We start from the raw sequence: 14,942 nt of genomic DNA on the forward strand, positions 1-14,942 counted from the left end.
GGGCCTTTGACGGAACTACGAGATTCGCGCCGCCATCTCTGGCCGTTTGACGAACTGCGGCATGATTGCGACGATTGAGTCGAAGAAAATATGGCGGAGAGGGTGGGATTCGAACCCACGGTACGGTTGCCCGTACGCCGCATTTCGAGTGCGGTGCTTTCGACCACTCAGCCACCTCTCCGCTTTGCTGGTCGGCGCTTGGTTAGCGCGGTCGGGTTCATAGCGGCAGATTCGGGTGCTGGCAAGGGCCTGTTTGAAGAATATGTAACGGCCCCGTTGCTTTCGCCTTGACACACACGCGCGATTCCTTGTAATCCGCGCAATGAAGTGGTGTGGCCTGGCCATTCCGCATCGGGTGTGATTTGCGCCCTTTCACCGGTGGATATCCTTTTGGGCATTCCACTCAACTGTCGACTGACAAAAAGACGGCCTTGTCCTCGGGCAGAGAGCCGGATCGAACATGAAAGGATAAAAAATGTTCGCAGTCATCAAGACCGGCGGTAAGCAGTACCGCGTGGCCGCCAACGACGTCCTCACCATCGAAAAGCTGGAAGGCGTTGCAGGCGACAAGATCGAATTCACCGAGATCCTGATGGTCGGCGTTGGCGCCGATGCAACCATCGGTGCTCCGTTTGTCGAAGGCGCCGTTGTCAGCGCTGAAGTTGTGGAACAGGGCCGCGCCAAGAAGGTCATCGCCTTCAAGAAGCGTCGCCGCCAGAACTCCAAGCGTTCGCGCGGTCACCGCCAGCACCAGACGACCGTCCGCATCCTGGACATCGCTGCTGCTGGTGGCAAGGCGAAGAAGGCTTCGAAAAAGACCGAAGCCGCCGCTGAAGCCGCTGCAAACTGAGTTCAGGGATCTAAGGTTTAAAGGAGAACACCAATGGCACACAAAAAAGCTGGCGGTTCGTCGCGTAACGGTCGCGATTCTGAGTCCAAGCGCCTTGGCGTGAAGAAGTTCGGCGGCGAAAACGTCGTTGCAGGCAACATCATCGTGCGCCAGCGCGGCACGAAGTGGCATCCGGGCGCCAATGTCGGCCTCGGTAAGGACCACACGATTTTTGCACTTACGGCCGGCAACGTGGACTTCCGTACGAAGGCCAATGGCCGCGTGTACGTGTCTGTAATGCCGAAAGCCGAAGCAGCGGAATAAGCCGGTAGCGCTCTAAAACAGCCGGCGTCTCATCGACCCGGCTGACGCACCTGATGGTTCCAAGCCAGACTTCAAAGGGGAGATGGGGCAATACCCAACTCCCCTTTTTCGTTTCTGGAGGAAACCATGCAAACCGAGTTGTTGAGGGAAGACCAATCCCGGTCTCCCGAGCAGAGGCTGAGGCCCCAACGGTCAAGGACCGATTGCCCGATATTGTTGTCACCCCGGCTCGTTCTGCGCGCGCCCCATGAAGACGATATCGACGCCCTTGCCCATCTTGCCAACAATGCCAATGTCGCGACCATGGTCTCGCGCATGCCGCACCCGTATACGACGGCCGATGCCGCCGACTTCGTGCGACGCGCGAAAGCCGGCACGATTGGCAAGTGCGTCTACGCGATTACCAAGGCGGACAATGGCGCATTTCTCGGTTGCTGCGGTATCGAGCCGCATCCCGACGGCAAGACGGCGGAACTTGGCTATTGGCTGGGCGAACCATACTGGAACCAGGGCTATGCCACCGAGGCGGCCCAGGTCCTGACCGACATGGCCTTCCGCACCCGCGATATCGACCAGATCGATGCGCGCTGCCGGGTCATGAACCTCGCATCCCGCCGGGTCATCCAGAAGTGCGGCTTCCAGTTCCAGGGAAGCGGCATGGTCGGCAGCCTGGCGCTCGGCGGCTCGATCGCTGTCGAATGGTACCGGCTCGACCGCAAGACCTGGGTCTCCTTGAGAAGCTGGGGAGGCATGCGATGAACGCGCTCGTTTCCGAACGCCAGCGGGTCGTCGCCCGCCCCGGTCCCGGGCCCTGCCCGGTCATCGAGACGAAGCGTCTTGTCCTGCGCCCGCACCGGCGAAATGACGCCGAGGCGATCGCCCAGTCGCTCGGCGATTTCCAGGTGGCGCGCATGCTTGCGCGCGTTCCGGCGCCCTACGACCTGCAGGACGCGCTCGACTGGCTGACGGCGCAGACCTCAGGCCTGACGCCCGACTGGACATTCGCCGTCACCACTGGCGACGACGTGCATATCGGTTGCGTCGGCATCGAGCTCCGCCATGGCCAATGGCATGTCGGCTACTGGCTGAACCGCTTCTACTGGGGCAAGGGTTTTGCCTCCGAGGCGGTCTATGCCGCGGTCGAGCGCTTCTTCCGCCGCATGCCGGAAACGATGCTGCATTCCGGCGTCTTTGCCGACAATCCGGGCTCGCTGAAGGTGCAGGAAAAGATCGGCTTTCAGATCACCGGCTGCACCCAGGTCTATGCGCTCGCCCGCAACGCCATGGTCGCGCATATCGAAACCCGGCTGACCGCTGCCGATCTGCACCGACCGCATTGAACGACATCCCCCGCGAAGCTCGCCTTTGCGGGGGATTTTTCATGAAAGCGTGAAGCCGACTGGCAGGTGATCGGAGCCCTTGGCGTCATATTCCGTCCAGGCGTCCGTCAACCGCGGAACGAGGCCGGCGCTTAAGAAACAATAGTCGAGGTGCATGCGTTTTTCGGGGTTTTCGGGATGAATCCAGCTATAGCTTTCCGGCGTCAGTCGACCGAGATGGGCAAGCACGTCGACCGGATTCTCAAGCCGCAGCGAACGGCCATAGTAGGCATCGCGCGCACCCACCATGGCACAATATTCCGGCGTCTCCGGCTCCATGTTGAAATCGCCCATGACGACGAAGTCCTCCGGATGCGGCGGCTCGGCAAGGCCGAAATCGACCGCCCCGGTGATCGCGCCACCTTCGAGCGGATAGCCGAGCAACCGGTCCTTCAGGTAGCGGATCTGGGCGATGCGCTCGGCGGGAAGCACATGATCGAGATGCACGGAATAGACCCGGAGCGGACCGCCGGGCGTCGCGATCAACGCTTCGGTCGCACCGCGCTGCAGGTTCATCGGGCTGATCGTGCGGGTGCGTGGCAGGGGGATCAGCCGCGTCGCAAGGATCGGCCAGCGCGACAGGATCATGTTGCCGAACTGGAAGCGGCGGCTGACGGCGCGGCCATCTTCGATCGTCGAGCCGACGTCGATATCGCAGGGCGCGTGAAAGGCCGCGAAATGACCCGGGAACAACTTTTCGAAGCGGGCGACGAGATCGACGTGATCGTTGCGATGAAAACCGCGCGTTACTTCCTGCAACGCAATGATGTCGGCGTCCCCGACCGAGGCCGCGATGCGTTCGGGGTCGAAGCGGCCGTCGAGACCGATACCGTATTGGATGTTGTAGCTGACGAACCGCACGATATTCTTTGACCTCCGAATAAACCGCCTATATCGATGGCGGCAAATTAAGACCGCGCACCTACACCGAACAGATGGCAGCCCAATGAAATTTCTCGACGAAACGAAAGTCTATATCCGCTCCGGCGACGGCGGCGCAGGCGCCGTCTCGTTCCGGCGCGAGAAGTTCATCGAGTTCGGCGGACCGGACGGCGGCGATGGCGGTCGCGGCGGCGATGTCTGGGTGGAGGCCGTCAACGGTCTCAACACCCTGATCGACTTCCGCTACCAGCAGCACTTCAAGGCCAAGACCGGCCAGCACGGCATGGGCCGCAACCGCACCGGCGCCGGTGGCGACGACGTGACGCTGAAGGTGCCGGTCGGCACCCAGATCTTCGAGGAAGACAACGAGACGCTGATCGTCGACATGGTGGCCGAGGGCCAGCGCTACCGGCTGGCCGCCGGCGGCAATGGCGGCTTCGGCAACGCCCGCTTCAAGTCGTCCACCAACCAGGCGCCGAACTGGGCCAATCCAGGCCTCGAAGGCGATGAGAAGACCCTCTGGCTGCGGCTGAAGCTGATCGCCGACGCCGGCCTCGTCGGCCTGCCTAACGCCGGCAAGTCGACCTTCCTCGCCGCCTGCACCCGTGCGCGTCCGAAGATCGCCAACTACCCGTTCACGACGCTCCATCCCAATCTCGGCGTCGCGACCATCGACGGCAACGAGTTCATCATCGCCGATATCCCGGGTCTGATCGAAGGCGCGCATGAGGGTGTGGGCATCGGCGACCGCTTCCTCGGCCATGTCGAGCGCACCCGCGTTCTGCTGCATCTGGTTTCCGCCCAGGAAGAAGATGTCGCCAAGGCCTATAAGACGGTGAAGTACGAGCTCGAAGCCTATGGCGGCGGCCTCGAGGATAAGCCGCAGATCGTCGCGCTGTCGCAGATCGACGTGCTCGACGAGGACGAATTGAAGGTGAAGGCCAAGGCGCTGGCAAAGGCCTGTGGCGAACAGCCCCTTCTGCTTTCCGCCGCAGTCGGCAAGGGCATGACCGAGGCGCTGAGGGCGCTGCGCAGCGTCATCGTCGCCGCCAAGGCCGGCGAAGGCTTCGGCGAGGAGAACCTCTAAGATGACCAAGACCCGCAAGCCGCTTTTGAAGTATCGCCGGGTCGTCATCAAGATCGGGTCGGCATTGCTGGTCGACCGCGCCACCGGGTTGAAAAAAGCCTGGCTCGACGCGATGTGCACCGATGTCGCCAATCTCAAGGCTAACGGCGTCGAAGTGCTGGTCGTCTCATCGGGCGCGATCGCGCTTGGCCGCACGGTGCTCAACGTGCCGGCGGGCGCGCTCAAACTGGAAGAAAGCCAGGCGGCCGCCGCCGTCGGCCAGATCGCGCTGGCGCGCGCCTGGTCGGAGAGCCTCTCGACCGATGCGATCGTCGCTGGCCAGGTCCTGCTGACGCTCGGCGACACCGAGGAGCGCCGCCGTTATCTCAATGCCCGCGCCACCATCAACCAGCTGCTGAAGCTCGGTGCCGTGCCGATCATCAACGAGAACGACACGGTCGCAACGACCGAAATCCGCTATGGCGACAATGATCGCCTCGCCGCCCGCGTCGCCACCATGGTCGGCGCCGACCTCCTGGTGCTGCTCTCCGATATCGACGGGCTCTATACCGCCCCGCCGCATCTCGACCCGAATGCCCGCTTCCTCGAAACGATTGCCGAGATCACGCCGGAAATCGAGGCCATGGCCGGTGGTGCCGCGTCCGAGCTTTCGCGCGGCGGCATGCGCACCAAGATCGATGCCGGCAAGATCGCGACGACCGCCGGCTGCGCCATGATCATCGCCTCCGGCAAGCCCAACCATCCGCTTGCAGCAATCGAAGAAGGCGCCCGCTCCTCCTGGTTTGCCCCCTCGGGTTCACCGGTGACCGCGCGCAAGACCTGGATTGCCGGGCAATTGCTGCCCGCCGGAACACTCAGTGTCGACGCCGGTGCCGAAGAGGCGTTGCGCTCTGGCAAGAGCCTGCTGCCGGCCGGCGTTCGCGACGTCACCGGCAGCTTCAGCCGCGGCGATACCATCGCTATTCTCGGCACATCGGGCCGCGAGATCGCCCGAGGGCTTGCCGGCTACGACGCCGACGAGGCGCGCCAGATCGCCGGCAAGAAATCGGCCGAGATCGCCGCGATCCTCGGCTATGCCGGCCGCGCCGCCATGGTGCATCGCGACGATATGGTGATGACCGGAAAACGCGCCCAAGAAGGGGGCAGCCGGAAGGATGAGGTCCATGCTTGACGAGGTGAAGAACAAGGACGACGTCGAGAGCGTCATGCTGGAAATCGGCCGCGGGGCCAAGGCCGCCAGCCGACCGCTTGCTGTCGCCAGCGCCGAACGCAAGCACGCCGCCCTCATCGCCATGGCTGATGCGATCGTCGCGCGCATGGACGAGATTCTCGCCGCGAACGCGATCGACCTGGAAAACGCCCGCGAGACCGGCGTCGCCAGCGCCTTCATCGACCGCCTGACGCTCACCGAAGGCCGCATCCGCGACATGGCGAACGGCATCCGCGCCATCGCCGAGTTCAAGGACCCGGTCGGCGACGTGATTGCCGAATGGGACCGGCCGAACGGCCTACACATCGAGCGCGTGCGCACCCCGCTCGGCGTCATCGGCGTCATCTATGAAAGCCGGCCCAACGTGACGGCAGACGCCGGCGCGCTCTGCCTCAAGGCCGGCAATGCCGTGATCCTGCGCGGCGGCTCCGACAGTTTCCATTCCTCGGGCGCCATCCACGCCTGCCTCGTCGAGGGCCTCAGGGCCGCGGGCCTGCCCGAGCACGCGATCCAGATGGTGCCGGTCGCCGACCGCGCCGCCGTCGGCGCCATGCTTGCTGGTCTTGGCGGCGCAATCGACGTCATCGTGCCACGCGGCGGAAAGAGCCTGGTTGCCCGCGTCCAGAATGAAGCGCGCGTGCCGGTCTTTGCTCATCTCGAAGGTCTCTGCCACATCTATGTCGACGCTTCGGCCGACCTTGCCATGGCGGAAAAGATCGTCGTCAACGCCAAGATGCGCCGCACCGGCATCTGTGGCGCGGCCGAAACGCTGCTGATCGACCGCAACGACGCCGAGCGGCTGGTCAAGCCACTGTTGAGCGCCCTACTTGCGACCGGCTGCGAAGTGCGTGTGTCGGATGAGCTCGCAGGCACTATCGACGGCCTAAAGGCCGCGACCGACGAAGACTGGGCAACGGAATACCTCGACGCCATCATCTCGGTGAAGCTGGTCGACGGCATCTCGGGCGCCATCGAGCACATCGCCACCTGGTCGTCGGCCCATACGGAGGCCGTCATCGCCGAGGATGCTGCGGTGGTCGAGCGTTTCTTCTCGGAGATCGATTCCGCGATCCTCTTGCACAACGCCTCGACCCAGTTTGCCGATGGGGGCGAGTTCGGCATGGGCGGCGAGATCGGCATCGCGACGGGCAAGATGCACGCGCGCGGACCAGTCGGTGTCGAGCAACTGACCTCCTTCAAGTATCGGGTGCGTGGTGCTGGACAGGTCAGGCCCTGAAGTGACCGCGGGCAAGGTCAACGCCCGCTACCTGCGCATGCCCCATGTCGAGAGCGGCATGGTGGTCGGCCTCTTCGGTGGATCGTTCAATCCGCCGCACGAGGGCCATGTGCTCGTTGCCGATACGGCGATCCAGCGGTTGGGGCTCGACCAGCTCTGGTGGATGGTGACCCCCGGCAATCCGCTGAAAGACCACAACAACCTGGCGCCGCTCGCCGACCGCATCGCCTTGAGCGAGAAGATCGCACCCAACCCGCGCATCAAGGTGACCGCCTTCGAACAGGCACTAGGCCAAAGCTACACCGCCCGCACGCTGGAGACGGTGCGCGCCCGCAACCGCGATATCCGCTTCGTCTGGATCATGGGCGCCGACAACCTGAAGAGCATTCACCGCTGGCAGAACTGGCAGAAGATCGCCCGCACCTTCCCGATCGCCGTCATCGACCGGCCGGGCTCGACGCTCGCCTATCTCTCCTCGCGCATGGCCAGGACCTTCGACTATGCCCGCATCGACGAGGACGACGCCCGCCGTCTGGCCTATCACGCAGCCCCCGCCTGGACCTTCATCCATGGGCCGCGCTCATCGATGAGCTCGACCGCGCTTCGGGCGGCGAAGCCTACGTGAATTCCCATGATTCACTTCTCCTGTCTTGAAACCGCTACGGTTTGATGCCTACATTCACTAACGGTTCGATCTTTGTTCGAATCGATAGTGCCTGTTCTGTTCATGTGGAAAGGAAAGACCCTGACAACAGCACACGCCAAGGGATATGCGGTCTCCGCGTTCCCGCGCAGCACGGGATCTAGCGACGAAGCCGCTGTCCGTGCGCTTCAACTGGTCCTCGAAAGCCTAGAGGACTCGAAGGCAGAAGATATCGTCAGCATCAACATTGCCGGAAAATCGGCGCTGGGAGACTTCATGGTCGTTGTCTCCGGGCGATCGACGAGGCATGTGATGGCCATTGCCGATCACCTGACGACCGACCTGAAAGACGGGGGCTTTGGCAATGCCCGTGTCGAAGGTCTGGAAGGCGGTGACTGGGTGCTGATCGACACCGGCGATGTGATCGTTCACATCTTCCGGCCGGAGATCCGGGAGTTCTACAACATCGAGAGGATGTGGGCGGCTCCTGAGATCGAGGACGGCACCTTGCATTGAGACCGACCGGGTCGCCGCGCAGCTGAGTGCCGGACGAGCCGAGATGCGGTCATGCATGAATTTGAAGGGCTGGCGCCGCTCGCGGCGTTGTCAGCCGGAAGTTTGTTGCGACTGATCGTAACCTTTTGGGCTCGTTATCCGGACCAGGCGCGAACGACGCTGCAAGGCTCCATGGACGCGGCATAAGATTCTCCTTGAATCGATCCGATTTCAGGAACTATGCAGTGTGCGTTGCAGCGCAAGCGAGGACGGGTAAGGTCATGCGTATCGGACTTTTCGCAGTCGGCCGCCTCAAGGCGGGGCCGGAAAAGGATCTCGCGGCCCGTTATCTCGATCGCTTTTCCAAGGCCGGTCCGGCGATCGGTCTGGAACTTTCCCGCGTCGTCGAAGTCAACGAAAGCCGTGCGTCGAATGCCGACACGCGCAAGCGGGAAGAAGCCTCCCAGCTTGAGAAGGCGCTTGCCGAAGGCAGCCTGCTCGTGCTTCTCGACGAACGTGGCAAGGCGCTCGATTCCGAAGGCTTTGCATCGCTCCTCGGTACGTTCCGCGACAGCGGCAAGCGCGACCTGATGATTGCGATCGGCGGCGCCGACGGCCTCGACCCGAGCCTTCACGCCCGCGCCGATGCGGTGCTCAACCTTGGAAAGATGACCTGGCCGCACCAGCTCGTGCGTATTCTGATCGCCGAGCAGCTTTACCGCGCCGTCACCATTCTCTCCGGCCACCCCTATCATCGGGTCTAGGCGACGTGGGCCGTTTTCCGCGGGATCCTTCACCCGGCAACACGCACCGATAACGAGAATATGCTTGGTCGTGCGCGACAAATCAGATTAGGTTTTTTCTTCATATTTTTCGGATGGACGCACGCAAACCGATGACGCGCCGAGGCAGGACCAGCGCTTTCAGCATGGGAAGAGACGACGCAGGACGGCTTGCCCGTAAAGCGGCGGCCTTTGCGCTCGCGCTGGCGATCGGCCTGCCGGCCGGCGCCCAGGAGGTCACGCCGCCCGGCGCCTCGATGGCCGGCCAGGAACAGGGGCCACCCGATCCTGCCGCCGACCTCACCCTTCGCCGCAACAGCACGCGCAGCGAACTCGACGCGCTTTCGAAGACCATCACGCTGTCGCAGGAACGCGCCAACGCGCTGACCGAGACCATCGCCGAGATCGACAAGACCAACGAGACGCTGCGCGCTGCGATCGTCGATTCCGCCAAAAAACGCCAGGGCCTTGAGCAACAGATCGTCGACGGCGAAAAGAAACTGAGCGATCTGCGAACCAAGGAGGACGCCGTCCGAAAGTCCCTGCATTCGCGCCGCGGGGTACTTGCCGAAGTTCTCGCCGCGCTGCAGCGGATGGGACGCAACCCGCCGCCAGCGATCCTGGTGACGCCGGAGGATGCGCTGTCCTCGGTGCGAAGCGCCATTCTGCTCGGCGCCGTCGTACCCGGTCTTCGCAAGGAAACCGAAAACCTGGTGGCCGACCTCAAGGCATTGGCCGACATTCGCGCCGGCATCGACCGGCAGCGTGAAGAGCTGACTGCGACGATGACGGCCAATGTCGAAGAAGAGCGCCGCATGTCGATGCTGGTCGCCGAAAAGGAGAAGCTGCGCCAGTCGCGCGCCAGCGAGCTCGCCGCCGAGCAGCGCAAGGCGCAGGAACTTGCCAGCCAGGCCACCAATCTCCAGGGCCTGATCGGCTCGCTCGAAAGCCAGATCGCCTCTGTTCGAGAGGCCGCAGAAGCAGCCCGCGCCCAGGAGCAAGAGCGCCTGCGCATGAGCGAGGCCGAGCGCGAAGCGGCACGCGAGTTGGCCCGCAATGCCGTGCCCGACAAAAACCGCATTGCGCCAGCATACGTGTTTTCGGAGCTGAGGAATAAGCTTGCCTATCCGGCCGCGGGATCGCTTTTGCGAAAGTTTGGTGATGCCGATGGCACGGGGCACTCCCTGCAAGGGATCATGCTGGAAACCAATCCCGGCGCGCTGGTGACTGCGCCGTCAGATGGCTGGATCGTCTATGCAGGCAATTTCCGCAGTTATGGGCAGATGATCATTCTCAATCCTGGTGACGGCTACCATGTGGTGCTGTCCGGCATGGAGACGGTGAGCGTGCAGACCGGACAATTCGTCGTGGCGGGTGAACCGCTGGCGACGATGGGCGCAAAAAGAGTCGCAAGTGCTGCGGCCTTGGCGCTGGAAACGGACCGGCCGACGCTTTACATTGAATTCCGAAAAGACGGAAAACCGGTTGATTCCCGACCGTGGTGGACCGCAGCAGAGGTTGGAAAGGCGCGAAATGATACGTAGGGCTTCACTTGTTCTGGTCGGAGCGCTCATGGGCGCGACCGCGATGGGCGTGGTTTATTCGGCTGTCGTTCCGGCCGTCGCTGCCAACACCTCGACCTATCGCGAACTGGCAATTTTCGGCGACGTATTCGAACGCGTGCGCGCGCAATATGTGACGCCGCCGCAGGACGACAAGCTGATCGAGAACGCCATCAATGGCATGCTCTCCTCGCTTGATCCGCATTCGAGCTACATGAACTCGGCCGACGCCGAGGACATGCGCACCCAGACCCGCGGTGAGTTCGGCGGTCTCGGCATCGAAGTCACGATGGAAGACGACCTCGTCAAGGTGACGAGCCCGATCGACGACACGCCTGCGGCACGCGCCGGCGTGCTTGCCGGCGACTTCATTTCGAAGATTGACGGTGCGGACGTTCGTGGCCTGAAGCTCGAAGACGCGGTTGAAAAGATGCGCGGCGCCGTCGGCACCCCGATCAAGCTGACGATCCTGCGCAAGGGCGCGGACAAGCCGATCGAACTGACGATCGTTCGCGACGTCATCGCCGTTCGCGCCGTCAAGGTTCGCACCGAAGGCGACGTCGGCTACCTGCGCGTCATCTCCTTCACCGAGAAGACCTATGACGACCTGAAGAAGGGCATCGAGAAGATCAAGGCGGAAGTGCCGGCCGACAAGCTCAAGGGCTATGTGCTCGACCTGCGCCTCAATCCGGGTGGCCTGCTCGACCAGGCGATCAACGTCTCCGACGCCTTCCTGGAGCGTGGCGAGGTCGTTTCGACCCGCGGCCGCAACCCGGACGAAACCCGCCGCTTCAACGCGACGCCGGGCGACCTGACCGATGGCAAGCCGGTGATCGTGCTCGTCAACGGCGGCTCGGCTTCCGCTTCGGAAATCGTCGCCGGCGCCCTGCAGGATCTGAAGCGCGCAACCGTTCTCGGCACGCGCTCCTTCGGCAAGGGTTCGGTCCAGACGATCATCCCGCTCGGAGAAGCCGGTGCACTGCGTCTGACGACGGCGCTCTACTACACGCCGTCGGGCAAATCGATCCAGGGCACGGGTATCTCGCCCGACATCAAGGTCGAACAGCCACTACCGCCGGAACTGCTCGGCAAGGTCGAGGCTCAGGGCGAATCCGACCTGCGCGGTCACATCCAGGGTCAGAGCGAGACCGACGAAGGTTCGGGCTCGGTCGCCTATGTGCCGCCGGAAACGAAGGACGACCTGCAGCTCAACTACGCACTCGACCTGTTGCGTGGCAAGAAGACGGATCCGACCTTCCCGGCCAACCCGGAACAGGCGCAGCTCAAGAAGTAAGCCTGCAGGGTATGCAATTGAGAGCGCCGCGTGTTCGAAAGAACACGCGGCGCTCTGCATTTCAGTAAGGCGCATCCTCCGCCCAAGGCAGATGCACTGGTCAACGCGACACCGCTAAATTATAGGGGTACAGGCGCTGTCGCGGCCACTGATTCTCAGGCCACCGGCGCGCTAAGGGAAGAACAGGCGAAGCGTCTCAGCGCCGCCTCGCACTGCAGCGCCGCGCGTCCTGCTCGATGCGCAAAGGTCGCTGCAGCACTTTGAATTGCTGCGTGTTTTGTCCTGTGATCGACTATGATCTTAGGCGGGCGTGCAGAAGCGGCAACATCGCACAGATCGACCGAGGCTCCGTTTGGGAACTGATCTCAATGCCCCCCTGGGCCAGAACCGGCGGGTAAAGCCAGCGGCGAAGCGCAATCCCCGACGCATGCTCGGGTTCTCTTTACTCGGCCTCTGTATTGCGACGGTTGTCGGACTGTCGCTGTGGGGCACCCTTGCGCCTGATGGACTGAAGCGCGGTCAGACCGAAACAGCGGCGAACGAGAGCGCCAAGGGCACCGACGAGAAACCAGCGAAGGCAGAAAATGGCCAATCGGGCGCGGGCGGAACGATGAAGCCGGGGACCGCCTATTCCGGCGCCGACGTCGAACATACGCTCACCGATGACGGTTCCACCGTTACCACGTTTTCGCCGCGCGGCCGCGACGGCAAGGGCCCTGCCCTCATCAATGTCGGTCCGATCCGCGGCCAGGATCCGCGCATGGCGGCCATGCCCAATGACGATCTCCTGGAAGAGAGCCCCGCCGGGCGCCTGCCGATCACCGGTCCGGACGGGCTGCGCCCGATGGATCAATATGCGCGGCCCTGGTCCGGCGCGCGCGGCACCCGCATCGCGCTGGTCGTCGGCGGTCTCGGCCTCAGCCAGACCGGAACGCAGAGGGCGATCCGCGACCTGCCGGGCGAAGTGACGCTGGGCTTTGCTACCGCCGGAAACAGCCTGCAGCGCTGGATGCAGGAGGCACGCCGAAGCGGCCATGAGATCCTGCTGCAGGTGCCGATGGAGCCGTTCGACTATCCGGCCAATGATCCCGGTCCCAACGCCTTGCGCATCGGTCTCGGCGCCAAGAAGAACCTGACCGAACTGCACCGCAACCTCGCCGAGATCACCAATTATACCGGCATCATGAATTATCTCGGCGGCCGCTTCCTGTCGGATGCCGATGCGCTGGAGCCGGTCATGCGCGATCTCGGCAAGCGCGGCCTGCTGTTCCTCGACGACGGTACCTCGGCGCAATCGCTCTCGGGCAAGCTCGCCGATGCCTTCGATGTGCCGCATGGCTTTGCCGACCTGACACTCGACACGGAGCTCAGCCGCAGCGCGATCCTGAAGAAGCTCGACGAGCTCGAGCGCATTGCGCGCCGCAATGGCACCGCCATCGGCGTCGCCTCCGCCTTCGACGAAAGCGTCGGCGCGATTGCCTCCTGGATCGGCGAGGCACAGGGGCGCGGCATCGAGATCGTCGGCGTTTCCGCGCTCGTCAAGGATCCGCAACAGAACTAGGTTACAGCCATCCCGACAGGATGATTTGACGATTGTAAAGAAGAGGCAGCCGATGAGCAAAGACAAGGACAAACAACTCAGAGCGGAGGACCTTCCCTATCGTCCTTGCGTAGGGGTCATGGTGCTGAACCGCGCGGGTCTCGTCTGGGCTGGACATCGCATCGCCGTCGGCAATTCCGAATATGATGGCTCGCCGCAGCAATGGCAGATGCCGCAGGGCGGCATCGACAAGGGTGAGGATCCGCTGAAGGCCGCCTATCGCGAACTCTACGAAGAAACCGGCATGAGCACAGTGTCGCTGCTCGCCGAAGCGCCCGGCTGGATCAACTACGATCTGCCCGAGCACCTGATCGGCATCGGTCTCAAGGGCAAGTATCGCGGCCAGACACAACGCTGGTATGCCTTCCGCTTCGAGGGCGAGGAGAACGAAATCGCCATCAACCCGCCGCCGGGCGGGCATGAGCCGGAGTTCGACGCCTGGGAGTGGAAACCGATGCGCGAACTGCCGGAACTGATCGTGCCGTTCAAGCGCAAGGTCTACGAGGAGGTCGTCACGGCCTTCGCGCATCTCGCGCCGTAAGGCGTGTGGCGCAAAAGTGCGCAGCAGTTCTCACTGACAAAAAAGCCGGCGAGATCGCCGGCCTTTCTTTCAAATATTGCGCCGAACTCAGTCGGCTTCGGCCTCGTTGGCCGGGGCAGCGTTGAGCTGGCCGTATTTCTCTTCGCCGATCTTGTCGAGCAGCTCGAGCTGGGTTTCCAGGAAGTCGATGTGGCCCTCTTCGTCGGCGAGCAGTTCTTCGAAGAGCTTCATGGAGACATAGTCTCCAGCGGCGTGACAGATGTCGCGTGATTTCTTGTAGGCGGTGCGGGCGTCGTATTCGCCGGCGAGGTCGGCCTTCAGCACTTCCTTGACGTTCTGGCCGATGCGCAACGGCGCAACCGTCTGCAGGTTGGGGTGGCCTTCAAGGAAGATGATGCGCGCAACGAGCTTGTCGGCATGCTGCATCTCCTCGATGGATTCTGCGCGCTCCTTCTTGGCGAGAAGCGTGTAACCCCAGTCTTCGAGGAGGCGGTAATGCAGCCAATACTGGTTGACGGCACCGAGTTCGAGATAGAGCGCTTCGTTAAGCTGCTCGATGACTTTTGTGTCGCCTTTCAAGATCCGCCCTCCGATTATCCTCATGGAATTGTTTGAGGCGGGTCATGAAATCAAATATCTCGGCGTCCGTCGAGTCGCGGTGCGCGTGATATTGCTCGGTGGTGCGGATGATGATGTCGACGACATTGGGGAAGCAACCGCAGCAACGGCCGCGCTTTTCCATCGCGTGATAGACTTTCGCCGGCACGATCAGCTGCCAACAGTCCTCGTCGAGGAGGCCGATGATCGTATCCTCGATCTCTTTTTCCGTGATGAAATTGCAGCTGCAAACCAGCATGTCGTCTCGCCTGTCGTACGCAACGCCCTGTATCAGCGCATAAAGCAAAACAGGACATTTAGTGTCAACTAAAAACTCCGCGAGCGGAAGTTGCAGGTCGATTAGAACGACTCTAAACTTGACAAAAAACTTCGTCTTTTCAGAATTTTAGAGAAACGTGAACGACTATTCTTGTAAACCAGAGGTCGATCATGCCGCGCGTTTCCTGCGACATTTTTACA

Annotated in this window: 18 protein-coding genes and 1 tRNA gene; 15 read left to right on the forward strand and 4 right to left on the reverse strand. The window is 62.6% G+C overall.

Annotated elements, in window-relative coordinates:
- Positions 1-91: 91 nt before the first annotated feature.
- Positions 92-181: transfer RNA gene (locus ACN9MO_RS16530), tRNA-Ser, on the reverse strand.
- Between the two features lie 294 nt (positions 182-475).
- Between ACN9MO_RS16530 and rplU the strand changes: the two genes are divergently transcribed.
- The 4 genes from rplU (at position 476) to ACN9MO_RS16550 (ending at position 2,493) form a co-directional block, all read left to right on the forward strand.
- Positions 476-850: a 50S ribosomal protein L21 gene (rplU, locus tag ACN9MO_RS16535; protein ID WP_057254969.1), complete on the forward strand. Its 375-nt coding sequence runs from the start codon at positions 476-478 to the stop codon at positions 848-850.
- Positions 851-883: 33 nt separating this feature from the next.
- Positions 884-1,153: a 50S ribosomal protein L27 gene (gene rpmA, locus ACN9MO_RS16540; protein ID WP_037470908.1), complete on the forward strand. Its 270-nt coding sequence runs from the start codon at positions 884-886 to the stop codon at positions 1,151-1,153.
- A gap of 126 nt (positions 1,154-1,279) precedes the next feature.
- On the forward strand, positions 1,280-1,912 hold the full coding sequence (locus tag ACN9MO_RS16545) for a GNAT family N-acetyltransferase (protein WP_034802649.1): 633 nt from the start codon (positions 1,280-1,282) through the stop codon (positions 1,910-1,912).
- Positions 1,909-2,493: a GNAT family N-acetyltransferase gene (locus ACN9MO_RS16550; RefSeq protein WP_093233098.1), complete on the forward strand. Its 585-nt coding sequence runs from the start codon at positions 1,909-1,911 to the stop codon at positions 2,491-2,493. The genes ACN9MO_RS16545 and ACN9MO_RS16550 overlap by 4 nt, the downstream gene beginning before the upstream one ends.
- Before the next feature lie 39 nt (positions 2,494-2,532).
- On the opposite strand, the gene ACN9MO_RS16555 is transcribed toward ACN9MO_RS16550, so the two are convergent.
- Positions 2,533-3,393, reverse strand: a complete 861-nt coding sequence (locus tag ACN9MO_RS16555) for an endonuclease/exonuclease/phosphatase family protein (protein ID WP_112995677.1) — start codon at positions 3,391-3,393, stop codon at positions 2,533-2,535.
- An 85-nt stretch (positions 3,394-3,478) separates the two neighbouring features.
- Here ACN9MO_RS16555 and obgE point away from each other — a divergent pair, with 85 nt between their 5' ends.
- The 10 genes from obgE (at position 3,479) to ACN9MO_RS16605 (ending at position 13,865) form a co-directional block, all read left to right on the forward strand.
- Positions 3,479-4,501 carry a GTPase ObgE gene (gene obgE / locus ACN9MO_RS16560; RefSeq protein ID WP_057254966.1) on the forward strand — a complete coding sequence of 341 codons (1,023 nt, stop codon included), beginning with the start codon at positions 3,479-3,481 and terminating at the stop codon, positions 4,499-4,501.
- A 1-nt stretch (position 4,502) separates the two neighbouring features.
- Positions 4,503-5,672 (forward strand): glutamate 5-kinase, encoded by a 1,170-nt coding sequence (proB, locus tag ACN9MO_RS16565; protein WP_058325720.1) that lies wholly within the window; start codon positions 4,503-4,505, stop codon positions 5,670-5,672.
- Complete coding sequence (locus ACN9MO_RS16570) at positions 5,665-6,948, forward strand: glutamate-5-semialdehyde dehydrogenase (protein ID WP_113132355.1); 1,284 nt, start codon at positions 5,665-5,667, stop codon at positions 6,946-6,948. Before proB ends, ACN9MO_RS16570 begins: the two co-directional genes overlap by 8 nt.
- A gap of 37 nt (positions 6,949-6,985) precedes the next feature.
- Positions 6,986-7,573 carry a nicotinate-nucleotide adenylyltransferase gene (locus ACN9MO_RS16575; protein WP_112995716.1) on the forward strand — a complete coding sequence of 196 codons (588 nt, stop codon included), beginning with the start codon at positions 6,986-6,988 and terminating at the stop codon, positions 7,571-7,573.
- A 102-nt stretch (positions 7,574-7,675) separates the two neighbouring features.
- Entirely contained in the window at positions 7,676-8,107 is a 432-nt protein-coding gene (rsfS, locus tag ACN9MO_RS16580) for a ribosome silencing factor (RefSeq protein WP_057254963.1), read from the forward strand.
- Between the two features lie 260 nt (positions 8,108-8,367).
- Positions 8,368-8,850 carry a 23S rRNA (pseudouridine(1915)-N(3))-methyltransferase RlmH gene (gene rlmH / locus ACN9MO_RS16585; RefSeq protein WP_057254962.1) on the forward strand — a complete coding sequence of 161 codons (483 nt, stop codon included), beginning with the start codon at positions 8,368-8,370 and terminating at the stop codon, positions 8,848-8,850.
- 164 nt (positions 8,851-9,014) lie between these two features.
- Positions 9,015-10,412: a murein hydrolase activator EnvC family protein gene (locus ACN9MO_RS16590; protein ID WP_112995675.1), complete on the forward strand. Its 1,398-nt coding sequence runs from the start codon at positions 9,015-9,017 to the stop codon at positions 10,410-10,412.
- Complete coding sequence (locus ACN9MO_RS16595; protein WP_057254961.1) at positions 10,402-11,724, forward strand: S41 family peptidase; 1,323 nt, start codon at positions 10,402-10,404, stop codon at positions 11,722-11,724. Before ACN9MO_RS16590 ends, ACN9MO_RS16595 begins: the two co-directional genes overlap by 11 nt.
- Before the next feature lie 352 nt (positions 11,725-12,076).
- On the forward strand, positions 12,077-13,285 hold the full coding sequence (locus ACN9MO_RS16600) for a divergent polysaccharide deacetylase family protein (RefSeq protein WP_113132354.1): 1,209 nt from the start codon (positions 12,077-12,079) through the stop codon (positions 13,283-13,285).
- A 52-nt stretch (positions 13,286-13,337) separates the two neighbouring features.
- On the forward strand, positions 13,338-13,865 hold the full coding sequence (locus ACN9MO_RS16605; protein ID WP_057254959.1) for an RNA pyrophosphohydrolase: 528 nt from the start codon (positions 13,338-13,340) through the stop codon (positions 13,863-13,865).
- An 87-nt stretch (positions 13,866-13,952) separates the two neighbouring features.
- Here the strand turns inward: ACN9MO_RS16605 and bfr are convergent, their stop codons facing one another.
- Positions 13,953-14,444 (reverse strand): bacterioferritin, encoded by a 492-nt coding sequence (bfr, locus tag ACN9MO_RS16610; RefSeq protein WP_112995672.1) that lies wholly within the window; start codon positions 14,442-14,444, stop codon positions 13,953-13,955.
- Positions 14,410-14,670, reverse strand: a complete 261-nt coding sequence (locus tag ACN9MO_RS16615) for a (2Fe-2S)-binding protein (RefSeq protein WP_425987125.1) — start codon at positions 14,668-14,670, stop codon at positions 14,410-14,412. The genes bfr and ACN9MO_RS16615 overlap by 35 nt, the downstream gene beginning before the upstream one ends.
- Between ACN9MO_RS16615 and ACN9MO_RS16620 the strand changes: the two genes are divergently transcribed.
- Positions 14,569-14,793 (forward strand): hypothetical protein, encoded by a 225-nt coding sequence (locus ACN9MO_RS16620; RefSeq protein ID WP_244495724.1) that lies wholly within the window; start codon positions 14,569-14,571, stop codon positions 14,791-14,793. The genes ACN9MO_RS16615 and ACN9MO_RS16620 overlap by 102 nt on opposite strands.
- Positions 14,794-14,942 lie beyond the last annotated feature (149 nt).

Source organism: Ensifer sp. R-19, assembly GCF_049905105.1.
Taxonomy (GTDB): domain Bacteria; phylum Pseudomonadota; class Alphaproteobacteria; order Rhizobiales; family Rhizobiaceae; genus Ensifer.

Bases quoted from the DNA above. Each gene is read 5' to 3' on its own strand.
- rplU (WP_057254969.1), top strand. From the start codon at position 476: ATGTTCGCAGTCATCAAGACCGGCGGTAAGCAGTACCGCGTGGCCGCC.
- rpmA (WP_037470908.1), top strand. From the start codon at position 884: ATGGCACACAAAAAAGCTGGCGGTTCGTCGCGTAACGGTCGCGATTCT.
- ACN9MO_RS16545 (WP_034802649.1), top strand. From the start codon at position 1,280: ATGCAAACCGAGTTGTTGAGGGAAGACCAATCCCGGTCTCCCGAGCAG.
- ACN9MO_RS16550 (WP_093233098.1), top strand. From the start codon at position 1,909: ATGAACGCGCTCGTTTCCGAACGCCAGCGGGTCGTCGCCCGCCCCGGT.
- obgE (WP_057254966.1), top strand. From the start codon at position 3,479: ATGAAATTTCTCGACGAAACGAAAGTCTATATCCGCTCCGGCGACGGC.
- proB (WP_058325720.1), top strand. From the start codon at position 4,503: ATGACCAAGACCCGCAAGCCGCTTTTGAAGTATCGCCGGGTCGTCATC.
- ACN9MO_RS16570 (WP_113132355.1), top strand. From the start codon at position 5,665: ATGCTTGACGAGGTGAAGAACAAGGACGACGTCGAGAGCGTCATGCTG.
- ACN9MO_RS16575 (WP_112995716.1), top strand. From the start codon at position 6,986: ATGCCCCATGTCGAGAGCGGCATGGTGGTCGGCCTCTTCGGTGGATCG.
- rsfS (WP_057254963.1), top strand. From the start codon at position 7,676: ATGTGGAAAGGAAAGACCCTGACAACAGCACACGCCAAGGGATATGCG.
- rlmH (WP_057254962.1), top strand. From the start codon at position 8,368: ATGCGTATCGGACTTTTCGCAGTCGGCCGCCTCAAGGCGGGGCCGGAA.
- ACN9MO_RS16590 (WP_112995675.1), top strand. From the start codon at position 9,015: ATGGGAAGAGACGACGCAGGACGGCTTGCCCGTAAAGCGGCGGCCTTT.
- ACN9MO_RS16595 (WP_057254961.1), top strand. From the start codon at position 10,402: ATGATACGTAGGGCTTCACTTGTTCTGGTCGGAGCGCTCATGGGCGCG.
- ACN9MO_RS16605 (WP_057254959.1), top strand. From the start codon at position 13,338: ATGAGCAAAGACAAGGACAAACAACTCAGAGCGGAGGACCTTCCCTAT.